The following is a 24,499-nucleotide window of genomic DNA, read 5'->3' as shown; positions in this document are numbered from 1 at the left end:
GTCTAAAGACGCGGGGCTTTAGCCTCAGATTTGAATCATCGGGAACAGAGACACTTGCCCCTGTAATTGACAACTCATCCCCGGACTTTCAGGAAGGCTTACAGACTTCCCCAAAGCAGCAATATTAATAGCCGCATTTATATCAGCATCATGTTCAAAACCACAATGCCCACACTTGAAACTCTTGCCGTTGCGAAAAGATTTGCCCTTAATCGGGTGAATGTGTCTGCATCGGGAACAAGTTTGCGATGTGTAAGCGGGTGGAACAAAAACAACAGGTACACCAGCAATATTCGCCTTGTACCCAACAAACAAACGCAGCTGATAGAACGCCCAATTATTAGTTCTCCGGCGTTCAGTTTTACTTCTTGGCAAATGATTCAGGGATTCTCGAATATTGGTCAAATCCTCAAAAGCCAGTGCCGCATTCAGTTGTTTAGCATCCTGAACAAGTTGCTTGCTGATATTGTGATTCAACCATTCTTGAAAGCGGCGTTCTCTACCGGAGAGCCTTCTAAGAAGTCTTCTAGAGTTCCTAGTGCGTTTGCTTTGAACGTTCGCCCTCACCTTACTGTAACGGTCACGAACCGATTGAATCTGTTTGCCACTCCACGATTTACCTTTGGAAGTAGTAGCGATATCGCGCCTACCCAAATCAACCCCAATCACTTTGGGAGTTTTACCTGTGGGTTGAGTTGGGATGTCTACAACAAAGTTGATAAAGTAATCGCCGCGTTTGGTTTTATTCAATGTTGCACTAGTTGGAGTTTGACCTCTAAGCAAGGCAATTTGATAACCACCAATGGACAACTTAAATTCAACTCGTCCAGACATCAAAGTCACCCCTACAGATTGAGTTTCTTCCTTATAAGTAAAGGTGCGAATATCCAAACTGATAGAGGTGGGCTTGAATTTGTGGATTTGTTTAACAGCCTTAGCGTTACCGATAACTCGTCTAATAGCCTGACAAACATGGTTAGCTTTCAACTTGGTCGATTCACGCACAGGTTTGTAGACCTTGTGGTGAAGCTTGGTAGTATTCCAGCAATTCTCACGCTTGGCTACCTCCAATATCTGATTGCAAGCATCGGCAAACCCCTCCAGTGTGCGGTCAATTTCGCTGACCAAACTAGAGGGGACTATAAGCTTACATTTAATAGATATGGGTTGAGTCATACATATATCATAACTCATCCACAGAGATATTTGACAGCGACTAAAGTCGCCGTGTCCGTTTTCCTCTCAGGGCTAAAGCCACTGAGTTTCCAACGTCCCGCGAGGTACTTATGATTTCTAACCTGAGCTTGTCTTGCGTGGTGTGGTCACAAACAGGCGATCGCCTCTATAGTTTCGAACAAGTCGCCTACCTCACCCAAACCTCGGTTTTATTACTAGAACGATTTGCCCGCCTGGGACTAATTGAACCTGTAGGAATCATGCTGCGCCGACAGGATATCTTTCGCGTTGTGCAGATTCAAAGGTTGCACCGCGATCTGAACTTAAATTGGGTCGGAGCAGCAATGGTGCTAGATATGGTAACTGAAATTGACCAACTCAAGGCGCAACTGCGTGCCTACCGTGCTGAATTACAAATTCGTAATTAAGAGCGTTAAACAAAATAATTTATTTCTCAGCTAAGGGGCACGATTATGCAACCAACCAATCCTGAGCAATTTACCGAAAAAGCCTGGGAAGCCCTTGTTCGTACTCCCGAAATTGCCAAGCAGTTTCAGCATCAGCAGATTGAGAGCGAACATTTGATGCTAGCGCTACTGGAACAGGAAGGACTCGCCAGTTCTATTTTCAACAAAGCCGGGGTAAATGTTCAAAAACTACACGAGCGCACTATCGACTTCATCAACCGTCACCCCAAAGTATCGGGGGCTAGCAGTGGTTCGGTATACATCGGACACAGTTTAGAGACGCTGCTCGATCGCGCCGAACAATACCGCAAAGAGTTTGGTGATGAATATATTTCTATTGAACATTTAATACTTGCCTTTGCCAAAGACGATCGCTTTGGTAAAGGGTTGTTTCAAGAATTTGGACTGGATGAAAAAAAACTCCGCAACATCATTCAACAGATTCGAGGGAGTCAAAAAGTGACAGATCAAAACCCGGAAGTTAAATATGAAGCGCTAGAAAAATACGGACGCGATTTAACCCAATTGGCACATGAGGGCATACTCGACCCAGTGATTGGACGAGATGAAGAAATTCGTCGCACGATTCAAATCCTTTCTCGTCGGACTAAAAATAACCCCGTGCTGATTGGTGAACCCGGTGTCGGTAAAACGGCAATTGTAGAAGGATTAGCGCAGCGCATTGTCAGTGGTGATGTCCCGGAATCATTGCGCGATCGCAAACTAATAGCTTTAGACATGGGTGCGTTAATTGCCGGAGCCAAATACCGGGGAGAATTTGAAGAACGCCTGAAAGCTGTCTTAAAAGAAATCCAAGAAGCACAGGGACAAATCGTCTTGTTCATTGACGAAATTCACACTGTAGTTGGTGCGGGTGCAACGCAAGGATCGATGGATGCTAGCAACTTGCTCAAGCCGATGCTCGCTCGCGGCGAATTGCGCTGTATTGGTGCCACCACGCTAGATGAATACCGCAAGTACATTGAAAAAGATGCGGCTTTGGAACGTCGTTTTCAGCAGGTGTATGTCGATCAGCCCAGTGTGGAAGATACCATCTCAATTCTGCGCGGTTTGAAAGAGCGCTACGAGTTACACCACGGCGTGAAGATTTCTGATAGTGCGTTAGTTGCGGCAGCTACTCTGTCTGCGAGATATATTAGCGATCGCTTCCTACCCGACAAAGCTATTGATTTGGTGGATGAAGCTGCGGCTAAACTAAAAATGGAAATTACTTCCAAACCAGAAGAATTAGACGAAATTGATCGCAAAATTCTGCAACTGGAAATGGAGCGGCTGTCACTGCAAAAAGAAACAGACAGTGCTTCCAGAGAGCGTTTAGAACGGCTAGAGAGAGAACTTGCAGAGTTAAAAGAACGGCAAGTTGCTCTCAATGCTCAATGGCAGGCAGAGAAGCAAATTATCGATCGCATTCGCCAAATTAGACAAGAGATTGAGCGTGTCAATGTAGAAATTCAGCAAGCCGAACGCGATTACGACCTCAACCGGGCAGCAGAACTGAAATACAGCAAACTCACTGAGCTGCAACGACAACTAGAAGAAGCCGAAGCGCGACTAGCTCAAATCCAGACTAGCGGTAAATCTCTGTTGCGCGAAGAAGTCACCGAAGCTGACATTGCCGAAATTATCTCCAAGTGGACGGGTATTCCGTTGAGCAGACTGGTTGAATCGGAAATGCAAAAACTCTTGCATCTGGAAGAAGAGCTACATAAACGTGTGATTGGTCAGGAAGAAGCTGTAAGAGCTGTTGCTGATGCAATTCAACGTTCCCGTGCTGGGTTGGCAGACCCAAATCGTCCCATTGCTAGCTTTATTTTCTTAGGCCCGACCGGGGTGGGAAAAACAGAACTGGCAAAAGCTTTAGCGGTATATCTGTTTGATACCGAAGATGCACTGGTGCGGATCGATATGTCCGAATACATGGAGAAACACGCTGTTGCCCGTCTCATTGGTGCGCCTCCAGGTTACGTGGGCTATGAAGAAGGCGGACAACTCACCGAAGCGATTCGCCGCCGACCTTATTCTGTAATTCTGTTTGACGAAATTGAGAAAGCTCATCCTGATGTATTCAACGTCCTGCTGCAAATCCTGGATGATGGTCGCCTAACTGATTCTCAGGGACGCACAGTAGATTTTAGAAATACGATCGCGATTATGACCAGCAATATTGGTTCAATATACATTTTGGATGTGGCAGGAGACGATAGCAAGTACGAACAAATGCGCGATCGCGTCATGGAAGCAGTGCGAGAAAGTTTCCGCCCCGAATTCCTCAACCGCATTGATGAAATCATTATTTTCCACAGCTTGCGGAAGGACGAGTTGCGCGAAATTGTCAAACTACAAGTGCAGCGTTTAGAGGAGCGACTGCGCGAGCGTAAACTCTCGCTCAAAATCTCCGACCAGGCTTTCGATTGGATTGTTCAGGTCGGTTATGACCCAGTTTACGGTGCTCGTCCCCTGAAGCGGGCGATTCAGCGAGAACTAGAAACTCCGATTGCCAAAGCGATTCTACGCGGCGAGTTCCACGAAGGCGACACAATCTACGTCCATGTGGAACACGAACGACTGGTGTTGAAGCGCTTATCACCTGAACTGGTCAATGCTTAGAGGGGGCAGAGGAACACAAGGGAGAGACAACTCTTGGAAAGACTTGGGTTAATCGCGTCTCTCTTTCAAGATTTAACAACATATCAAAACATTTTTGGAAAAGCTATGACTTCTGAAGATTTTAGAGAAACCAGAACAAATTCAGCATTGGCAATTGTCTTAGGTGTTTTGATGGTTCTGCTGGGAATTGCAGCGATCGCAGAACCATTTATTGCCACTATTGCCATCACAATCGTATTTTCTTGGACTTTAATTATTGCTGGCATCGTCCGAATTGTTCATGCATTTCAATCACGTCACAAACGAGGCTTCTGGACAACACTAGTAGTTGGTATTCTATACGTAATTGGTGGAATTTTGTTGCTAAGCAACATCTTTGGTGCTGCACTCTCCCTAACCTTAGCTTTTGGAATTGTGATTTTGATTGAGGGTATATTGGAGGCGATCGCTGCATTTCAAATGCGTCGAGATCCAAACTGGGGTTGGGTACTATTTAGCGGTATCATGGCTATTATTCTAGGGATTTTGATTCTGTATCAATGGCCTGTCAGCGCAGTTTGGGTATTGGGAGTATTTGTAGGGATTAATTTTTTGTTTACGGGTGTTTGGATGATTATGCTTCCATTAGCTTCTCGTAGCCGTACTGACCATAGGGCAAGAGTTTAAAGCAGTTGTCAGTTATCAAAGTTTGAGTTGGGGTCTAAATCTCCAACTCAAACGTAGCACGCAAGGTGGCGCTCCCAACCGTACTCATGGTTAAGGATAAAAGGGGATTGGCGATAGATTGTAAGCCATTCGAGGATAATTTGGTAATCGGAGTATCAAGCCGGCTCAAGCTCACGGGTAAATGTCGCTGTTCTGCCCAAACTTGCAAATTCTCAAGCCGTTGGTTGCTGGCTTCAATCCAATCTGGAATTGTTACCACGATCTGGCTGAGTTCTTCAATCAAACGAGGTATTAATGTAATCCCCAACCCCATCAGGATCAATAAGGTAAGGAGAAAGACAACAACCACTGCAACACTGTGTCTGTTACCATGCTGCTGAAGAAATTGAACGGGATAGTTCAGGATGAATGCTAGAAGTGCTGCCAGAATCACGATCGCCACCAGAGGTTGAAAGTACTGGAGCGTTTTGATTGCTAGCCAAGCATTTAGAATGAGGATTGGAAATATCATAACCATCAACCATCTTGGGCTGATGTGTTTTTGTAGGGTGTTAAACACAGGTTTGGAAATTAGTTTTGCTGCGATCATTCATTCACCCATCTACTCCCTTTAGCCTGGAATTTTATTTATACGTTAATCCCTCATGTGTTAGATGCAACAGTTATTTGTTACATATAAAAAAGAAGGATCTTGTTACTTAGCATCCACCAAGTAGCTGGATGAGTTGCTGAAACAATTCCACACTGCTTGAATATGGATACTTCTACACCTTAGAAAGAGAACCTAAGGGCTTTCTGAGGAAATCATAGTCATTTGCCAATGAAATTATTCATAGCTGGAGCGTGAGTATCAATGGATACTGCTGGCGAAATATTGCTTAACCTACCAACTGAGCCATTGACAAGAACTTATAAGTTGTCAGACTTGATTACAAGGCGTAAGTTGTCAAAATCGGACAAATTACGGCTAAAGTCACACCAAAGGACCACGTGAATACGATTTCTAATGCTTTAGAAGGATGAGGAATTGATAGCAACCTGATAAAACGAAAGGTACCTCAGTTACCTCTGAAATCTCTAACCTGGCGTATTCCTTCATATTAGGGATTTGCAAGACACAATCTGCAAGGTTCTATGTATGAGACTTCTGATTATTGAAGATGATCGAGATACGGTAGCCGCCCTAGTCAACTTTTTGTCAGCCCAACTGTTTACGCTCGATGCAGCTCATAATGCCAAATCAGCAGTGGCATTAGTTGAGACGAGCCAGTATGACCTGATTGTGCTGGATGTAATGCTGCCAGGATTGGATGGCATTAGCCTCTGTCGGCAACTGAGAACGCAGAATCAGCGTGTCCCCATTTTGCTACTGACCGCGAAGAACGATCCGGCAGACCGTGTGGCAGGCTTTGAGGCAGGAGCCGATGATTATGTCACCAAACCCTACGAGCGATCGGAACTACTTGCCCGAATTCGCGCGTTGTTACGACGAGGCGACACTGAGTTAACGGAGGTACTCTGCTGGGGCGAGTTGCAGCTTGACCCAAATCATTGTCAGGTAACTTACCAGAGTAAACCTCTACACCTCACGCCTAAGGAATACAAACTGTTGGAGTTATTTTTACGACGCCCACGTCGAATTTTTGATCGACAAACGCTGCTCGATCGCATTTGGTCGCTTGATGAATGTCCGGGCGAAGAGGCAGTCACTACCCAGATTCGTGGATTGCGGCGAAAGCTCCAAATGGCAGGGCTAACGTCTAATCCGATCGAAACCTTATATGGTTTGGGATATCGATTGAGATCATTGCCTGAGGAGCGGCAGGACGATGAAGAGATGAGAAAAAAAGGGAATGGCACTCTTCATTCCCAGTCTGACCATTCCCAGTGTGATAGTACTAGTGGTTCGCCAAGTGAACTTGGCGGGGTAAAGGGGAAAGGGGAAAGGGGAAAGGTTTTAAATCCCTTACCCTTTACCCCTTCCCCTTTCCCCAGCCCTCACCCAGTATTTTTAGGTTGGCAGACTACTAGCGGTATGGATGCTGACTATACCGCAGCAATAGCAACAATTCAGCAGATGTGGCAAGAGTTTCAGGAGCGATTGCAGGAACAACTCGCAATGCTGGAGCAGGCGATCGCCCACCTCACAACAAACTCTCTCGACCCCAACCAGCGGCAGCACGCCCAAACCATTGCTCATCGGCTCATCGGCTCTTTGGGAGCATTTGGCATTCCACACGCAGCAGAGCTTGCCCGTCAGATCGAACGTGTTTTAAACTCCTCAACAGCTGTGTTGCAATCTGAGTCAGCGGCTCAACTCGAAACGCTGCTTCAGCAACTCCGATGCATTACCCAGCGATCGCCTGTGTTTGCTGTGCCAAGTAGCGAAGACGCAGGGACACCGGAACTAGCAGACATGGGAGAAAAGAATTTATCCATCTCTCCCTCCCTCTCCGCGTCTTCTATAGTCTTTATAATCGACGACGACCCAAACATGCTTGAGCTAATGCAGGCAGAGGCTCCTAACTGGGCTGTTTATCTGGAAACTGCTAGCGACCTGATCAGTGCCCGTGAGCGGCTGCAATCCTGTACGCCGAATGCGATCGTGCTGGATCTTACCTTTTCTAACACCACGGAAAGCGGGTTAACCCTACTGGCACAGCTTAAGCGTCAGTTCCCGACGATTCCAGTAGTGGTGCTGAGCGGGCAGGGTGATTTGAGCAAACGCGTGGAAGTGGCTCGTCTGGGAGCGAATGCCTTTTTGCAAAAACCCGCGATGCCCTCTGAAGTGTTCCAGGTCGTCACTCAGCTTCTCAACCCGATCGAGGCGATCGCTGCCAAACTGCTGATTGTGGATGACGATTCAGTCTTATTAACACGGCTGCAAGCCAACCTGGAACCGAGAGGGTTTCAAGTAACGGCTTTAGCAGACCCAACTCTGTTCTGGCAATTCCTGGAAGTGACCTGCCCGGATCTACTGCTGCTGGATGTCTCGATGCCAGGATTCAATGGTATTGAACTATGCCAGGTGGTCAAGAGCGATCCGCACTGGAGCCAGTTACCTGTGTTGTTCCTTTCCGCGCATTCCGATGCTAATACCCTACATCAGGCATTAGCCGTAGGAGCAGATGATTATGTCTTGAAGCCAATTGTAGAAGCCGATTTGATTCAAAGAATTTTGAAACGACTGGGACAACTATCTGATTCATTCACCGTTGTAAAGAGCAGACCCTAAGGAGAAAACAAGTGAACTGAGAACGGCTGTATTTAGAAGAGGAGCCATGCCATGACTAATGACCAGGCTGTGTTAGACCAACTGTTTGCAGGCGGCGGTGAAATGGGTGCGCTGATGCGATCGCGCTTCGCGTGTACCGAAGGTAATGCCGACTGGTCGCAAACCTCGTTAGGTTTACCAGAGCATTGGTCACAAAGCTTAAAGACTGCTCTTCGCATTGTGCTGACATCGCGCCAGCCTATGTTTATCTGGTGGGGCGAAGACTTGATTAACCTCTATAATGACGCCTACAGTTCTTTCCTCCAAAACAAACATCCGGCAGCCCTGGGGCTTCCCGCTTCCCGCGTCTGGCCTGAGCTTTGGGATCAACTTGAACCTCGGATAGAATCGGCGATCTGCAAAAATGAGGGAACGTTTGACGAAGCGCTGTTGTTCATCATGTTGCGGAAAGGCTATCTAGAGGAAACCTATGTGACGTTCTCCTACAGCCCCATCCCTGATGATGGCGGCACAGGCGGTATTTTTTGCGCCTGTACGGACGATACCCAGCGCATTGTCGGGGAGCGTCAGTTAGCACTGTTGCAGGAACTGGCAGCCAGAACGGCAGATGCCCGTACTTTCGATGAAGTCTGCACTCTCAGTGCAAGCTGCCTGGAAACCAATCCTTACGATCTTCCCTTTGCGATGATTTATCTCATCGAGCCGGAGCAACAACAGATTGTTCTGGCAGGGACATCTAGTATCGATCGAGACCACCCTGCCGTTCCTCAAGCCGTTGCGTTTGACAATGATTCGGTTTGGCAGCTTGCAGACGTTGTCAGAACCCAAAAAGCCTGCTTGATTACGGACTTGGAAGCATCGTTTGACAACTTACCCACGGGTGTCTGGCAGCAAATGCCGCATCAAGCAGTTTCCATACCCATTGCTGCATTAGGTCAGACCGGGAAAGCTGGCATTTTGGTGGTTGGTTTAAATCCGTTCAGGCTGTTTGACGGCAACTATCGAGGATTCATCGATTTGGTTGCAGGGCAAATCTCAGCCAGTATTGCTAATGCGGAGGCTTACGAAGCAGAACGGAAACGGGCAGAAGCATTGGCGGAGCTAGACCGCGCTAAAACCGTTTTCTTCAGTAATGTCAGTCATGAATTTCGCACACCCCTGACACTCATGCTCGGCCCTTTGGAAGATGCACTGGCGAGTTTAGAGGAGCAGAGGAGTAGGAGGATAGATGAAACTCCATCGCCCTACCTACCCGTCTACTCATCGACTCTAAAATACCAACTCCAGGTTGCCCATCGTAACGCTCAACGCTTGCTGAAACTGGTCAATACACTGCTAGATTTCGCGCGGATTGAGGCAGGGCGGATTGAAGCAGTATACGAACCAACAGACCTGGTGATGTTAACAACTGATTTGGCAGGGGTATTCCGCTCTGCGATCGAGCGTGCAGGTTTACGGTTACGGGTAGACTGCCCCCCCCTGCCTCAGCTTGTGTATGTCGATCGCCAAATGTGGGAAAAGATTGTCCTCAACTTGCTTTCCAACGCCTTCAAGTTCACCTTTGAGGGTGAAATTGTCGTCAGTCTACGATGGGAAGAGAGGAAAACGCTTCAAACGTCGAGTCATGTCATTCTAGAAGTGCGAGATACGGGTACGGGCATTCCCGCCGAAGAACTGCCTCATATCTTTCAGCGATTCCATCGGGTAAAGGGGGCAGCAGGACGGAGCTATGAAGGGTCAGGAATTGGATTGTCCTTAGTGCAGGAGTTGGTGAAACTGCATGGTGGCAGCATTCGGGTCAATAGCGTGGTGGGTCAAGGAACCTGTTTCACGGTGTCAATTCCGAGTGGATACAGTCATTTGCTAGGCGATCGTCTACAACTACAACACGGCGAAGCCCAACTCATTAATGCAGAGCGTTCATTTCCCTCAATAGAGACAAGAGCTACCCCTTATATCGCGGAAGCGTTGCGCTGGCTACCAGACGAAAGGAGTGAACGGGGCGATGAGTGGATGAGTGAAGCGGAACACCACCCATCTACCCGTCCATCCATCTACCCGTCCACCCACTCACCCGCCCTCCCTGCTCGCATCCTCCTCGCTGACGATAATGCCGATATGCGCCACTATATGAGGCGTTTATTGAATCAACAGTATGAGGTAGAAGTCGTGTCAGATGGAGTCACCGCATTAGCCGCCATTCGGCAGCAGATGCCCGATTTGGTTTTAACCGATGTGATGATGCCTCGCCTCGATGGCTTTGGATTGTTGCAATCGCTCCGGGCGAACCCAGACACTCAACAGATTCCAATCATTCTGCTGTCTGCCCGGGCTGGAGAAGAGGCGCGGATTGAAGGACTGGCAGCCGGAGCGGATGATTACCTGATCAAGCCCTTTTCGGCGCGGGAACTGTTGGCGCGAGTTGAGGCAACGCTCAAGATGGCTCGGATGCGTCAAGAAGCGGCGCAGAAAGAGCGGGAACTGCGGCTGATCGGTGAGGCGGCTCAACAGCAGGCTGAGGATGCCTACAACCGCATTAATCGGTTGCTGGAAAGCATGACGGATGCGTTTACTGCTCTCGATCGCGACTGGCGGATTATCCACCAAAACGCGGCAGCGCAACGAATCAACGGTAAACCACTTACAGAAGTGCTGGGAAAAACACATTGGGAGGAATGGCCCGCATCAGTTGGTAGCCAACTAGAGCATCAGTACCGACGGGCAATGGCGGAGCAGATTCCGGTTCACTTTGAGCATCACTACTACTTGCCGCCCAGCTTTGATATCTGGCTGGAGATTCACGCCTACCCTTCTGAGGAGGGGCTTGGCATTTTCTATCGAGATATCACGGCTCGCAAGCAGTCTGAAGAGGCACTGCGTGTCGCTCACCAACGCCTGACGTATCACGTCATGAACTCTCCACTCGCTGTGATGGAGTTTGATTCTGAATTGCGTGTGATGCAGTGGTCACCGCAGGCGGAAAACGTTTTTGGGTGGAAAAGTCAGGAGGTGCTTGGCAAACGCCTGATCGATATAGGATTTGTCCATGCTGAAGATGAAGCAACCGCTCGCCGAGAGGTCATTGCACCCCTGGTGAATGGGGATACACAATCCAAAACGATGTATAACCGCAACTATACCAAAGATGGCTCAATCGTTTACTGCGAGTGGTATAACTCTGTCTTGAGGAATGAGGCAGGTGAGTTGATATCTATCCTGTCACTTGCCTTAGATGTCACCGAACGCAAACAAGCAGAGGAGACACTGCACGAGAGCGAAGAGCGGTTCCGGGCGATCGTCAATCAGGCAACCGCAGGCATTGCCCAATGCAATATGTCGGGTCAATTCATCCTGGTCAACCAGAAATATTGCGAGATCGCAGGGTATTCCAGGGAAGAGCTATTACACAAGCGGATACAGAATATTACCCACCCTGATGATTTACCCCACAACCTTGATTTATACCAGCGTCTTGTCACCCAGAAAACTGACTTTGCCGTCGAAAAGCGTTACATCCGCAGTGATGGCTCTGAAGTTTGGGTCAACAACAGTGTGTCACCCGTTCGTGATGCCTTCGGACACATTCAATCCATAGTTGCGATTGTGCTGGATATCAGCGATCGCAAACGAGCAGAAATTGCCCTCCAGGAAAGCGAAGCCAAATTCCGAGCTGTTTTCGACCAAATGTACCAGTTTCTCGGCTTGCTCACCCCCGATGGAATGTTGCTGGAAACCAATCAAAATCCACTCACCTTCGCGAACGTTGAGCGTGAGGCTGTCATTGGCAAACCGTTTTGGGAATTCCCTTCCTGGAATGCCACCGCCGAACTTCAGGAAATTGCCAAAACGTTAGTTGCTCAGGCTGCCGCCGGACAGCTTTTCCATCAAGAAGTCAACCTTTTCGATGCCAGTAACAACCTCCACACCTTTGATGTATCCGCAAAACCCATCTATGCGATCGAGACCCATCAAATCCTCTGGGTGATCGTTGAGGGGCGTGACATTTCTGCCCAGGTGCGTTTGCAAAATGCCCTGCGCCAAGAACAGGAGCGATCGCTCCAGCTAATTACCAGCAGCCTAGACGGCATTGTTGCCTTTGATGCTGACGGCTGTTGCACCCTCTGGAACCCTGCAATGGAACAGATGACCGGACTGCGGCAGGAAGATGTCATGGGCAGACGTGGAGTAGACGTGTTTTCCGTTCTCCTGGACGCTAAAACATTGCAAGGCTTTCATCCCGGCATAGAAAAAACCGTCACGACCTTCGACTTTCACTTTACCCACCCCAAAACCAGACAGCACCAGTGGATTGAAGCCCGCTATTCGCCGCTCAACGGCGGCAGTGAGACGCATAACGGCGGGCTGCTGACGGTGCGGGATGTCACTCAACAGCGTGAGTTAGAACAGATGAAGCGTGAATTCATTTCCATCATCAGCCACGAAATTCGCACACCGCTTTCCTCAATCCGGGGGGCGCTGGGACTTGTGGCAACCGGAGTTTTGGATGACGATCCCGAAACAGCGAAAGAGATGCTGGGCATTGCCAACAACAACATCGAGCGATTGGTGCGACTGGTTAATGATGTTCTGGCACTGAACCGATTGGAGTCAGGACAGGTGGAACTGAAAAAGCAATGGTGTGAGGCGGCGACGCTTGTGCAACAGGCATTCTCCAGCGTGCAAAACTTGGCAGAAGCGAACCAGGTTGATTTGCGATCGTCCACTGGAAACATTCAGGTTTGGGCAGACCCGGATTGGCTAGTGCAAGTGCTGGTGAATTTAATTAACAATGCCGTCAAATTTTCTCCTGCCGGAACCACCGTCTCCGTTAATGTAGAACCACAACCTCAGCAGGTTTTATTTCGAGTGACCGACCAGGGACGGGGCATTCCAAGTGAGAAGCTAGAAACCATCTTTGGGCAGTTTCAACAGGTTAATATGTCTGATTCTCGCCAAAAGGGGGGGACAGGATTAGGGCTGTCAATCTGTCGTCTGATTGTACAACGGCATGGCGGACACATCTGGGCAGAGAGTGAATTAGGGAGGGGCAGCAAATTTTACTTCACGCTGCCAATACCAGACTAAATTTCCACGATCAAACTTGTTCCAACTAGATGGAGTAACCCTAAATGTAATGTCCTATTCTTATGGCGATCGATGCATTCTTGTCGTTGACGACGAACCTGAACTAAGCCGCATTGTTAAAGTTACGCTAGAACGACTAAAGGGTTGGACGGTCATAACATCTGAGTCTGTACAAGCGGGACTAGAGCAAGCAAAAGGGCAGCATCCTGATGTGATTTTGCTGGATCTCAATTTGGATGGGGAGGGTCTGGCTCTGCTGCAAACTTTAAAGACCAACCCAATCACGCAGTCGATCCCAGTGATTTTGTTCACTGCAACCGACCCGTCAGACGATCGGCTAGAATTGTCCCCTTTCGACCTTGCTGGAGTCATCTTCAAGCCGTTCAATGTTTTGCATCTTGCCGATGAAATCATTAAGCAGTTGGGGTGGTAATTCCCCGATTTGAAGGTGAATCTTACTAATTGACGGAAGAGGGATTACACGAAGGCTTTCTTGTATCAAAGTAAAAATTTTCTATTCAGAATTTCCTTATAAACCGCCTCAGAATTTCCTCATCAAATGCTTATCTTTCAGCGTTAGCGTGGCAATTAGAGTTCCTAAAGCAGATCCTGCTTGGGTGGCTTTAATAAACATTTCAGACTCAGTTTTTAGGAGAATCACGAATGCGAATTGCTCAAGTTGCTCCTTTAGGAGAGCGCGTTCCTCCCTTAACCTATGGTGGCACTGAACTTGTTGTTGGACTGTTGACGAATGAGTTAGTCCAGCGAGGACATGACGTTACACTGTTCGCCACAGCAGATTCAATGACTCTTGCCGAACTGGAACCCAGCATTTCAAAATCTTTCCGGCAGTTAGGAATATCGCCTCACGAGGCGCAGATCTACAACATGATGCAACTCAGCAAAGTCTACGATCGGGCAAACGAATTTGACATCATCCATTCTCACATCGATTTTCAAGCCCTGCCCTATGCCAATCTGGTAAAAACCCCGACAGTTCACACCCTTCATGGGATTTTTGCCCCACTGATAGAGCAAATGTATGTGAACCATAAACACCAAAATTTCATCAGTATCTCTAACTCTCAACGCCGCATGGATCTGGAACTAAATTATGTCGCTACGGTTTACAACGGAGTTGACCCAACCACCTTCATCTTTCATCCAAAACCCGACGATCCACCATACCTGGCTTTCCTGGGACGAATCTCACCTGAGAAAGGAACCCATTTGGCAATTGAGATTGCTAAACGAACAGGTTGGCACTTAAAGATCGCAGGTAAGATCGATCGCGTCGATACGGATTATTACGAGCAGGATATTAAACCTCATATTGACGGTAAGCAAATTGAATTTTTGGGGGAAGCAAACCATGTTCAAAAGAATGCCTTGATGGGGGGTGCCGTCGCAACTCTCTTTCCCATCGCTTGGCAAGAACCCTTTGGACTGGTGATGACCGAATCAATGGTCAGTGGAACGCCCGTGATTGCGATCGCGATGGGTTCTGCACCAGAAATCATTACTCATGGCAAGACTGGTTTCCTTTGTCATACCGTTGAGGAGTGCATCGAAGCGTTGGCGAAGGTTGCCGAAATCGATCGCCATGCATGTCGCCAACATGTAGAACAGTGCTTCAGCTTAAATTCTATGGTGGATGGCTATGAAGCAGTCTATCAGAACGTGTTGGCAGACCAATTCAGCCGCAACGGTTGGCTCCAATTCAGCTCTGTTGTACGAATGGCACTAAGTTAAGCGCGACCACTACTTTCATCCGCTAGAAGAAAAAAGCCTCTAAGGGAGGTAAAATAGGTTTTGATCCCTCAGAGGTTCATAACCCTGTTATGTCACTTCTGGAAAACAATAATCGAAGCGAAATTCTCAACCTTTGATTGAATCAAGCTTTGAGCTTTTATTTACTAACAGAAACTAGAATTTATAGCCAAAACCCAGAAATTAAAGCTCCAGAAGGCTTACAGCGATTGGCTTCTACTAAAGTGACACAAGAGGGATAATGTCTATCCTCAATATCCTTAATCGGGTGCAGATTCTCAAGCAGAAATTTACCAACAGCCTGGGACTGCCCTTTCAAGACTTATTGCCAGAGTCCACCCACTATCAGAGAAATTTTGCAGGAGTTGAAGATTAAATACCGCCGACGATTGCAGGGAAAACGCACCTTATTTCTTAACCAAAACCAAAAGCATCTCAAAATTATCTAGATAATTGTAAAAGTTGCTAATATATAAACAAAAAAAATTACCGAATTCTTGAAATTACAAATCAGCTTATATTAAATCAGATAAATCTTTGTAAACCAGAGATAATTTCCGGTTTTTTGGTAGATACAAATCTATTGCCACCCAGGGCAAACGCATCTAAATATAGTACATATATACTAAAAAGAGCGATCGCGTCTGACAAGGGGTTAAGCAATCAGGTTTTGATGGTAAAGTCATTGTAAAAGTAGCAATATTGCCCCAGAAAGGCATGAGACTCAAGCCTAAAATTACAATTGCTGACCACTTTGCTGTGATGTCAGATCCACGAATAGATCGCACAAAGCGACACAATTTAATTGATATTTTGACTATTGCCATTTGTGCAGTAATCTGTGGAGCAGATAGCTGGGTAGCAATTGAACTGTATGGCTGTGCAAAGTCTGAATGGTTGAAAACGTTTTTAGAGCTACCAAATGGCATTCCTTCACACGATACTTTTGCAAGAGTATTTGCTCTGCTTGATCCGCAGCAATTCCAAGAATGTTTTTTAAATTGGATGAAATCGATACAAAAAATAACTGTTGGAGAGGTAGTTGCAATTGATGGAAAAACTTTATGTGGTTCTTATGATAAGAGTAGCAATAAAAGTGCTATACAGATGGTGAGTGCATGGGCAACTTCAAATAAATTAGTTTTAGGACAAGTAAAGGTAGATTCTGAATCGAATGAGATCGCGGCAATTCCCGAATTATTAAAGGTATTAGAACTATCAGGATGTATCGTAACAATTGATGCAATCGGTTGCCAGAAAGAAATTGTGAAGTTGATTACAGAGCAATCAGCAGATTATGTAATTACCTTAAAAAAGAATCAAGGTAATCTTTATGAGTCAGTTGAAGAACTATTTAAAACAGGGATAAGTACGGGTTTTGAAGGGATTAAATATAGCACATATAAGACAGAAGAGACAGGGCATGGTCGTCATGAAATCCGCAATTACGTCATGTTATCTGGAATTGGGCCTCTGCTTAACCCAGATTCAGTTTGGTCAAACTTTAATAGTGTTGGCATGGTAGAATCTGTCCGCTTATTAGATGGTAAAACAACAGTTGAAACTCGTTATTTCATTAGCAGCCTTGAAGATAATGCTGAACAGTTTGGTAATTCTATTCGTAGTCATTGGAGAGTTGAGAATTCATTACATTGGCTATTGGATGTTGCCTTAAGAGAAGATGACTGTCGGATTAGAAAAGATAATGCTCCACAGAATTTTGCAATTCTCAGACATATTGCAGTCAATCTTTTAACTCAAGAGAAGCGTGTTAAACGTGGAATTAAAAATAAACAGTTCCTCGCGGTCATGGATAACAACTATTTACTAAGAATTTTAGCATTAGCTTAAAATAGTATATTAAAATTTGAGTTGAATATTTCAGATAAAAGATTTATTTTCTAGATAAATACATTCTTATGTACACCATAATTTAATTATTTTATTATTCATGAATAGTCATTTAGATGAAGATAACCTAATTCATATTTTGAGAATATATTTGATTTAGTTTACTTATCGTTCCATCAATTTTTGCAATTATCTATATTATTTTGCAATCTTTCTTCGTTTTTATTAGTAAATAAGATGCGTTCGCCCTGCCACTCTGCCACTTTATGATAATTTTAACATTCAGCTATCTGGCAAGGATTTGGCACAGTTAAAGCTGCTTTGGCAGGAGTACGGAGCCAAAAATTACCCGATTAGTTCCTACTTAGTTACTCCTGGTTTACTCAAAGCAGGAATGTTGAGAAAAAATGTCTACATTAAACCACCTGAATATGAATTTAGTGATTTGGGTAAAATTCCTGTTGGAGCGCTAGAGTTAATGCTATTCAACGATGCACAGGAGCCGCTATTACTTAAAAAGCTGCTGAAACTGGAGCTAGCTTTGAAACACGCCGAGTACAAAAACGCTCCAGATTTAGCATATCGGCTCACTGATTTAAAACTCTACCGCGCTCAACTTCAACGTATTCTATCCTGTACACTATATTTTTTAGAGATTGAAACGAATATTGAAATTATCTACAAAATAGGAGTAACCCAAAGACCCGTTCTCAAGCGAGTAGCAGAAGTAAAAATTGATTTACTTGCTCATTATTCGAGTGCTGCTATTAAAGTATTAGGAACTTGGGAGCATAGAGGTAATGTTGAACTGTATTTCAAACACCGCTATCAGGGCTTTAATTATCCCATCGGCAGTTTAACTGAGTACTATAAATTTAATACTGAGGAATTCAAAATGGTGCTACATGATTTACAACAAATGCTACCCAAAATACTTTCTCAAGTGGAAATAGATATTCTTGAGGAGAATACTAACTGGGAGCAAGTTGCTGTGTAGTATTTCACGCGATCGCGGAATGCAGAATAAAGGTTAAATGCCTCAAAGCATTGCTCTATCTTGGTTATGGAAAATAGCCAGATTTTCAAATCACCTGCAGAATGTGGGTTAGATACCAATGCTTGTATTATTTTTCTGAATCGTCCTATGTCTGCTGTGAGGCAGAGGTTAGAATCGCTATCACCAGCAGATATTGTTGTTTGTTTGATAGTGAAAGCCGAACTGTTTTATGGTGCAATGCGAAGTAACAATCCTGCACGCACCCTAGCATTACAAGAAGCATTCTTAAATAATTTTGTATCTTTGCCTTTTGATGATCGGGCGGCTCGGATTTTTGGCGCAATTCGGGCAGACTTAGGGAAGGTTGGTACACCAATTGGGCCAAATGAATTGCAAATTGCGGCAATTGCTCTAGTGAATAACTTAACATTAGTTACGCATAACACAAGAGAATTCAGTCGTGTTAATGGGCTGGTGATTGAAGATTGGGAACTTGAGTAATGACATGTTTTGTCTGTTTAAAGCCTTAGCAAATCCCGAACTTAGAGGAAAAGGCCGGGGAAGAGGTGATTGTCAGTGCAGTGAAAGTTTATCTATCCAATTGAGGTGGCTGCTCAAAAGGGAATAGAGTAGGAGGCTGTTTCACATCTGAATCACTATTAATATCTTCATCATCATCTTCTTTACTTGGTCGCTGAGGTTCTTGCTGAACAGTATCTGCCTTCTTCTGTGCGACACTTGCTGCTTTTTGGGCGTTTATCAGTGCCTGCCCCACAGCCGCAGCCACAGCTGGATCTTGGGCTTGCGGATCGTAGGTTTCTAGAATAAGCGATCGCAGATCAATTGTCTTCTCCAGTGCAAGTTTGACCTGCTTGTTCAATACTTTAGTTGCCTGCTGGGTCATCGTATTCCCCCACTGTTGAGAAGGGCGCTGTTCAACCGTGTTTTCCAAATCCTGAATGCGCTGTCTAAGCTGCTGATTCTCAGTTTCTAACTGCCGTAGCGATTCCATCTCGTCTAAGCGTTGCTGCAACTGAATATTCTGCTCCTTCTGTTGCTTGTACAGGTTTTGGAGGGATTGGATTTGCTCTTGTACCTGCGCTTCGGCTCTAGCTGATGCTTCTGTTAACAAGCCAACCTTCAACTCTTGCTCCAAGCGCTCTAACTCGTGCCTATGCTGTTCTTTAATTTGAGCGATCGCTTCCCAGCTTACAATGCCATGATTGCCACTCAACTCATCCCCAGCGATCGCAAGATTACCTCAACCCAAGTAATGGAGATTGCTGCACAATCACCAGTCGGTCGAGCAGTTTATTACGGCGGCATCAATGAATGGATACCAATAGCCTCTGTTAAAGAATTTCTCTGGCTATGACCGGGATACCAAAAACTTTATTGACTCTGCACCAAGTAATAAGCAAACCTCTCAAGCTGAAACTAAGGAGTCAGGCACACCAACAACCCAAGCTCAACTCTTATTGGCACTTTTGGAAAAAACGAAAGCCAATTCAATTGATGAGTTTATCCAAACCGAGTTGAAATTAGACGGAGTTCCACCAGATTTAATCCGCTTAGGAATCGAAATATTACTCCAAAATTCTCATATAAAGTACAAATTCGACAGTTGGAATAGTAATCAAAATTAAAATTTGGAGAAAATATGCAATCAGTTCTTAACTTTTCATCATCACTGCGGCATACCTTGCTTGCTTGTCGGTGCGCCCTGCTTGCTCTGGTAAAGATGTTTTTGCCAGCCACGCTATTCGTTCCAGAAGGAAATGGTGAAAACAAATGATTGGAAGCGATCGTTGACGTGTTTTGGGCTGAGTGGTTAGGGGCGATCGGAGGCGATATCAAGATAACCAGTCAATGCAGCAGATTGACCCATCTCCCTTGTGCTAAATTCAATATCATCTGCAACCACTGATTTTGGTTGCCCCAACTGTAATGCATCCTTAGTTCGAGCAGATGAATCGGAGGATGATTTTGATTTTGATGACCAAGTTAGCCGACCAATAGCTTGCATCGGTTGCACTAACTATCATGGAGTTGAGTATGGGGACAACGTGCTAGTCTGCGGAATACACCCGAATGGATGGGATAGCGAGAATTGCCCAGATTATCATTCATAAGATTGCTCCTGATCTAGGACTCATGTGATACTTAAGATTGTAAAAAATTGACCTGCTCTCTAGCCCTTCTCGAAAAGCCACTACTCAGATAGGCATTAGGCATTGTTATTGCCACCATTAACTAGTATGTCGAAATGCAACACGTCTTCGCGATCGCCTAGCTTTGTATAAAGTTTAATGGCTGGCTCGTCACCGATATCTGCCTGGACGAAAATGACATAAGCTCCACATGCTGCTGCTACTTCCTTCAGTTTGTGAATTAATGCCGTTGCGATCCCCTGCCGTCGGTGTGCAGCGGCAACAGCTAGATCGTAGATGTAAATCTCACTGCGCTCCTGCTCGAACTTTTTAAGCTCGTATGCAGTAAGACCGCCAACGACCTCACCTTCTTTCAATGCAGCGATCGCAATGAAGTAGTCACTATCGAGCAGTTGCCGCAGATAGTCTGCACTAGGTGGATTTGCATAGGTCTCTACCCGATCGAACGCCTCACCAAAGGTCGCTAATAGAGCTTCCATTAATGCAACGTCCTCTGGCACGATCTGTTGAATGCTTAAGCTCATTAGTATTTCCTAAGCTATATTCCTACTGAACGGCTAAATCCTGCTCGTTCATACAATAACTGAATTCTGGCTCCTGACTCCTGAATTCTGTTTTGATAAACCAATTATGACCCTTGGTGGAAAGCAGAAGTGGTAACGCTTTATCAACCAGGACTTTGAACGGATAGCTTAACGTGTATAAAAACAACAGGAACAGTAAATAATAATCATGCCTTAGAATCTAAAGCAATTATCCCAGTAATGCAAATCCAAAAGTCTACTTTTCTTATTTCAGTAAATTTACTGCAACAGTATTTCTCTAGAAAGGTACATAAAAGTAGAAGTTAACTTTCAGGAAAATTACGATGAATTTTACAGAATCTATCAAAAATGAGCTAATTTCTTCAGGTATAATTGACCAAACTTTAAAGGTAGGAGATATTATTCCTAATTTCATTCTACTTAATGCTTTCGGTCAAGCAGTAGAATTACAAAAATTACTAGTTAGTGGGCCTGTAGTTATTTCCTTTTATCGAGGTTCTTGGTGTCCTTTCTGTAACTTAGAACTAGCAGGACTCCAGCAAGCATTACCTGCAATTAAAACATTAGGAGCATCACTAATTGCTATTTCACCTCAAACTACTCGTCATACCATATCAACTGTAGAAAAACATGAACTAACCTATGAAGTATTGAGCGATCGCAGCAATATGATTGCTCGTCAATTTGGGATTGTGTTTCAAATCCCGGAGTATCTAAGACCTATATTAGAGTCAAAGGGTCATGTGTTACCTAGATACAATGGAGATGAGTCTTTTGAACTACCTATTCCAGCTACATTTGTAGTCGATCGAGACGGAAAAATCGTTTATGCTTTTGTTGATGCAGATTATACTAAACGGTTAGACCCAATTGAAATAGTGAGTATTCTAAGAAATATTCCTATAGTTAGCAAAAGCTAGTACCGCTTGGCGTAATTCGGAATTCGTAATACAACTCTTGGAGACGCTACGCTCAGTACAAGTTCGTAATTCGGATACTGCAAGCTTTTCATTGATTTGGAATGGGTGTTTTATTTACGCCGTACTGTAGTAGCATATTAATTTTAGATTTAACTATTTTTTCCAATTCTTAGATAATATTCAGCTTTATATCATACTCGTATCAGGATAATCTGTAATTCTAATAATTAAAATAAATCAGGCAGAATTTATAAAATATTTACTTATAAAGTATCTGTTTGATTTGATGAGTTTCATTTAAAATTATTACAAAAGAGTTGTCAAAGATATGCAAAATACTAATCTACAAAAAGCGACATTTGGAGCAGGCTGTTTCTGGGGAGTTGAAGCAGCATTTCGTCAAGTAAAGGGAGTAACTTCTACAGCAGTTGGTTACAGTGGCGGACACTTTGAGAATCCAACCTACGAAGATGTCTGTAGAGGCAAAACTGGACACGCTGAAGCAGTGGAAGTGGAATAAAATCCAGCAATAGTATCTTATGATGAACTGCTAAATGTGTTTTGGAATAAGCACAATCCCACAGCATCAAACCATCAGGAGCTAGATGTTGGTTATCAATATCGGTCAGTGATATTTTTCCACACTCCAGAGCAGAAATTATTAGCAAGAGCCTCCAAGGAGCAGCTTGAAAATAGTTCTCGTTATCACAAAAATCCAATTGTGACGGAGATTGTACCTGCATCACAATTCTATAGAGCAGAAGAGTATCATCAGCAATATCGAAAGAAGCATGGACGAGCATCTTACAGGATAGGCTAATCTTTCACCGGATTGAGGGGATGTTGAGAGTCGAATGCTGCAAATCCCCTTACTTGCTATACATATCAGGAAACTTTGCTTGAAGTTTAGCCCAACGCGGCAAGTCATTCACTATCATATAGCGCTCGTTTATACACGGATGTGCTATCAACTGAAGCGCTTTTAATTATCTAATTCGCTGCCATAAAACACTGATAAATAACACTGCAAATACTGAATGTACAATGATTACAAGTGTATTAATCATGCTGCTAAGAAAACTGTAAATTTGGGCGATCGCTACCAGACTATGAAAAATAGACAAAGCGATTAATCCCGGTTTTAGTTCTTTTTTATCAGTCAAATCGAGCATTAAAAAACTCAAAGTCCCCAAAGACAAAGCACCGCATCCAATTACCCGCAGTAAAGAAATAGACAGTTGGCTATCCAGGGTAAGCAAAGTTGGAAACAAGAAAAATACGCAACCAATTCCTATTTCAAAAATAGTATTGGCTATTAATAGCATTCGCATTTAGGAAAACGCACTTCAGACTCGCACACACATTAACATAACTTTATACGCGAAACTCATATACAGGCGATGCGGCTGCTGTCATTGTTAGAAAAGAGCGATCGCCCACAGCCGAATGTCCAGTACTTCACTAAAGTTTACGCCCGTAACCTGGGTGTTCACTTAGCACCTGTCAAGCTTTCAGAGCAAAAGTCAGTTTAGGGAACTTATGGAAAAGATAGAGTTGTCAGAGATACAGTTAATTTCCAGTAGTCGCGTTGAGTTCATCCCTTTTCCCTTTTCCCCTTGATGTTCCCACTTTCGGAACTTTATTCTTGAGGAAATGGCAAACTTGTAACTTAGCTTTCAAATTACATTTGTCAAATTTGAATAGTGATTAAATTATTGAATAATACACAGTTTTGATATTTATGTACAAAAATTTCTATTTTTCTAAGTATTTGTCCCTGAGCTTAATCCTAATGACTCTGACTGTTACCTCTAACTCACTTCAAGTAGAAGCAAAAAGTATACCTAGAGAAAAAATTTTGCGAGGCGAGAATTATGGAAAACTAAGAAACCAAGAAAAATTACGTACATACTATATGTATACGCCAAAATCTTACAATCCTAAGCATCCAATATCGTTAGTTTTAGTGTTTCATGGAGATAATGGTAGTGGCAAATCTATAGAGAAAGTTTCTCGCTTCAATAATTTAGCAGAGGCATTTGGATTTATTGCAGTTTATCCAAATGGACTTGACCATCAATGGAGCTTTACAGGTCATGTCAGACAAAAAGTGGATGATATTTCATTTGTTGCAGCTTTGATTGGGCATATAGAGCAAATTAGAAATATCAACCGAGGTAAAATCTATGCCACTGGTTTTTCTCAAGGTGGGATACTCACTCAAGCTTTGGCCTGTAAGCTGCCGAATAAAATTGCTGCTTTCGCATCAGTAGCCGGCTCTCTAACTACTCGATTTGCCCGTAGCTGCCATCCGACGGTTTCGATATCAATGATGATGATTAATGGTACGAAGGATTCGAGTGTACATTATCATGGCGATCCCATTACTCAAAAAGAGGCTCTTGTTTCTATCCCAGAAACCATAAATTTTTGGCGAAGGCATGACCGATGCACTTCATCATCTCAATTTCAACACTTAACTCCAATTAAATCTCTTAATCACTTGCAAGTCAAAGCTTTTGGTTATTCGGGTTGTAGAAACGGTTCAGAAGTATTGCAGTTCACTGTAGTCAATGGTGGGCATTTCTGGCCCGGTGGCACTTCAACCGATCCTAAATTAAATCAAGTCAATATTCAGCTTGGTTTTAATGCAAGTAAAGCAATTTGGAGCTTTTTTCAACGCCACATTTTGAGTAGTTTCAAAACGTCAACCATTAGAAAAGCTAAAAGATAATTTCCCAAAAATCTGACACTATACTCAAACCACGGTATTAGGGATAACATTATATAGAAATTGAAAACTCTTTTTAAATGCATTACATGAACCTATCCCACTAATACCAGCAATATGATAATCTACTGTTGATGACGGTAAGTTGTATCAGGGTATGGCTGGGCGATTTGAAGGCTTTTCTAATTCAATATATGCAGTGGGTAAGATACATGAAAAAAGCGTGGAGTAAAAAATGCTTAACGTTAGTCGCACCG

At 44.4% G+C, this 24,499-nt stretch carries 21 protein-coding genes and 1 pseudogene; 16 read left to right on the top strand and 6 right to left on the bottom strand.

All coding sequences use genetic code 11. The annotated features are described in order from the left end of the window. Positions 1-24 precede the first annotated feature (24 nt). Positions 25-1,176, bottom strand: a complete 1,152-nt coding sequence (locus ACR5KR_RS04525; protein ID WP_448265628.1) for an RNA-guided endonuclease InsQ/TnpB family protein — start codon at positions 1,174-1,176, stop codon at positions 25-27. A gap of 110 nt (positions 1,177-1,286) precedes the next feature. Here ACR5KR_RS04525 and ACR5KR_RS04520 point away from each other — a divergent pair, with 110 nt between their 5' ends. The 3 genes from ACR5KR_RS04520 to ACR5KR_RS04510 all read left to right on the top strand — a co-directional run bounded on the left by ACR5KR_RS04520 (position 1,287) and on the right by ACR5KR_RS04510 (position 4,937). Beyond that, positions 1,287-1,604: a chaperone modulator CbpM gene (locus ACR5KR_RS04520; RefSeq protein ID WP_448265627.1), complete on the top strand. Its 318-nt coding sequence runs from the start codon at positions 1,287-1,289 to the stop codon at positions 1,602-1,604. Positions 1,605-1,649: 45 nt separating this feature from the next. Next, complete coding sequence (gene clpB / locus ACR5KR_RS04515) at positions 1,650-4,271, top strand: ATP-dependent chaperone ClpB (protein WP_448265626.1); 2,622 nt, start codon at positions 1,650-1,652, stop codon at positions 4,269-4,271. Positions 4,272-4,376: 105 nt separating this feature from the next. Beyond that, positions 4,377-4,937: an HdeD family acid-resistance protein gene (locus ACR5KR_RS04510; protein WP_448265625.1), complete on the top strand. Its 561-nt coding sequence runs from the start codon at positions 4,377-4,379 to the stop codon at positions 4,935-4,937. Positions 4,938-4,971: 34 nt separating this feature from the next. Here ACR5KR_RS04510 and ACR5KR_RS04505 read toward each other — a convergent pair whose 3' ends face one another. Continuing rightward, positions 4,972-5,526 (bottom strand): AI-2E family transporter, encoded by a 555-nt coding sequence (locus tag ACR5KR_RS04505; RefSeq protein ID WP_448265624.1) that lies wholly within the window; start codon positions 5,524-5,526, stop codon positions 4,972-4,974. A 549-nt stretch (positions 5,527-6,075) separates the two neighbouring features. Between ACR5KR_RS04505 and ACR5KR_RS04500 the strand changes: the two genes are divergently transcribed. The 8 genes from ACR5KR_RS04500 (at position 6,076) to ACR5KR_RS04465 (ending at position 18,376) form a co-directional block, all read left to right on the top strand. Then, positions 6,076-8,172 (top strand): response regulator, encoded by a 2,097-nt coding sequence (locus ACR5KR_RS04500; RefSeq protein WP_448265623.1) that lies wholly within the window; start codon positions 6,076-6,078, stop codon positions 8,170-8,172. 51 nt (positions 8,173-8,223) lie between these two features. Continuing rightward, entirely contained in the window at positions 8,224-13,257 is a 5,034-nt protein-coding gene (locus tag ACR5KR_RS04495) for a PAS domain S-box protein (protein WP_448265622.1), read from the top strand. A 49-nt stretch (positions 13,258-13,306) separates the two neighbouring features. Then, on the top strand, positions 13,307-13,690 hold the full coding sequence (locus tag ACR5KR_RS04490) for a response regulator (protein WP_448265621.1): 384 nt from the start codon (positions 13,307-13,309) through the stop codon (positions 13,688-13,690). Between the two features lie 230 nt (positions 13,691-13,920). Beyond that, positions 13,921-15,009, top strand: coding sequence for a glycosyltransferase family 4 protein (locus tag ACR5KR_RS04485; RefSeq protein WP_448265620.1), 1,089 nt, complete (start codon positions 13,921-13,923; stop codon positions 15,007-15,009). A gap of 259 nt (positions 15,010-15,268) precedes the next feature. Beyond that, the gene (locus ACR5KR_RS04480; protein WP_448265619.1) at positions 15,269-15,403 is read left to right on the top strand and encodes a hypothetical protein; all 135 of its coding nucleotides are present in this window, start codon (positions 15,269-15,271) and stop codon (positions 15,401-15,403) included. A gap of 341 nt (positions 15,404-15,744) precedes the next feature. Continuing rightward, a complete protein-coding gene (locus ACR5KR_RS04475; protein WP_448265618.1) occupies positions 15,745-16,878 on the top strand; it encodes an ISAs1 family transposase in 1,134 nt (377 codons plus the stop codon). A 301-nt stretch (positions 16,879-17,179) separates the two neighbouring features. After that, complete coding sequence (locus ACR5KR_RS04470) at positions 17,180-17,875, top strand: GIY-YIG nuclease family protein (RefSeq protein ID WP_448265617.1); 696 nt, start codon at positions 17,180-17,182, stop codon at positions 17,873-17,875. Positions 17,876-17,941: 66 nt separating this feature from the next. After that, entirely contained in the window at positions 17,942-18,376 is a 435-nt protein-coding gene (locus tag ACR5KR_RS04465; RefSeq protein WP_448265616.1) for a PIN domain-containing protein, read from the top strand. Between the two features lie 88 nt (positions 18,377-18,464). On the opposite strand, the gene ACR5KR_RS04460 is transcribed toward ACR5KR_RS04465, so the two are convergent. Continuing rightward, positions 18,465-19,109 carry a hypothetical protein gene (locus ACR5KR_RS04460; RefSeq protein WP_448265615.1) on the bottom strand — a complete coding sequence of 215 codons (645 nt, stop codon included), beginning with the start codon at positions 19,107-19,109 and terminating at the stop codon, positions 18,465-18,467. Between ACR5KR_RS04460 and ACR5KR_RS04455 the strand changes: the two genes are divergently transcribed. Beyond that, positions 19,095-19,250 carry a hypothetical protein gene (locus ACR5KR_RS04455; protein ID WP_445627568.1) on the top strand — a complete coding sequence of 52 codons (156 nt, stop codon included), beginning with the start codon at positions 19,095-19,097 and terminating at the stop codon, positions 19,248-19,250. The genes ACR5KR_RS04460 and ACR5KR_RS04455 overlap by 15 nt on opposite strands. Before the next feature lie 456 nt (positions 19,251-19,706). Here the strand turns inward: ACR5KR_RS04455 and ACR5KR_RS04450 are convergent, their stop codons facing one another. Both ACR5KR_RS04450 and ACR5KR_RS04445 read right to left on the bottom strand, forming a co-directional pair. After that, positions 19,707-19,901 (bottom strand): hypothetical protein, encoded by a 195-nt coding sequence (locus tag ACR5KR_RS04450; RefSeq protein ID WP_445627569.1) that lies wholly within the window; start codon positions 19,899-19,901, stop codon positions 19,707-19,709. Between the two features lie 201 nt (positions 19,902-20,102). Beyond that, positions 20,103-20,546: an AAC(3)-I family aminoglycoside N-acetyltransferase gene (locus ACR5KR_RS04445; protein ID WP_445627570.1), complete on the bottom strand. Its 444-nt coding sequence runs from the start codon at positions 20,544-20,546 to the stop codon at positions 20,103-20,105. A gap of 368 nt (positions 20,547-20,914) precedes the next feature. On the opposite strand from ACR5KR_RS04445, the gene ACR5KR_RS04440 reads away from it, so the two are divergent. Together ACR5KR_RS04440 and msrA are read left to right on the top strand one after the other, a co-directional pair. Beyond that, positions 20,915-21,511 carry a peroxiredoxin-like family protein gene (locus ACR5KR_RS04440; protein ID WP_448265614.1) on the top strand — a complete coding sequence of 199 codons (597 nt, stop codon included), beginning with the start codon at positions 20,915-20,917 and terminating at the stop codon, positions 21,509-21,511. Positions 21,512-21,839: 328 nt separating this feature from the next. Continuing rightward, positions 21,840-22,331: pseudogene (gene msrA, locus ACR5KR_RS04435) on the top strand (peptide-methionine (S)-S-oxide reductase MsrA). A 166-nt stretch (positions 22,332-22,497) separates the two neighbouring features. Here the strand turns inward: msrA and ACR5KR_RS04430 are convergent. Continuing rightward, the gene (locus tag ACR5KR_RS04430) at positions 22,498-22,842 is read right to left on the bottom strand and encodes a hypothetical protein (RefSeq protein ID WP_448265613.1); all 345 of its coding nucleotides are present in this window, start codon (positions 22,840-22,842) and stop codon (positions 22,498-22,500) included. Positions 22,843-22,911: 69 nt separating this feature from the next. Between ACR5KR_RS04430 and ACR5KR_RS04425 the strand changes: the two genes are divergently transcribed. Both ACR5KR_RS04425 and ACR5KR_RS04420 read left to right on the top strand, forming a co-directional pair. Further along, on the top strand, positions 22,912-23,043 hold the full coding sequence (locus ACR5KR_RS04425) for a hypothetical protein (protein ID WP_334938807.1): 132 nt from the start codon (positions 22,912-22,914) through the stop codon (positions 23,041-23,043). A 260-nt stretch (positions 23,044-23,303) separates the two neighbouring features. Continuing rightward, the gene (locus tag ACR5KR_RS04420; protein ID WP_448265612.1) at positions 23,304-24,245 is read left to right on the top strand and encodes an alpha/beta hydrolase family esterase; all 942 of its coding nucleotides are present in this window, start codon (positions 23,304-23,306) and stop codon (positions 24,243-24,245) included. Positions 24,246-24,499: the final 254 nt, after the last annotated feature.

The organism is Nostoc sp. DSM 114159 (assembly GCF_053470285.1).
This window is presented reverse-complemented; position numbering and strand designations above follow the sequence as displayed.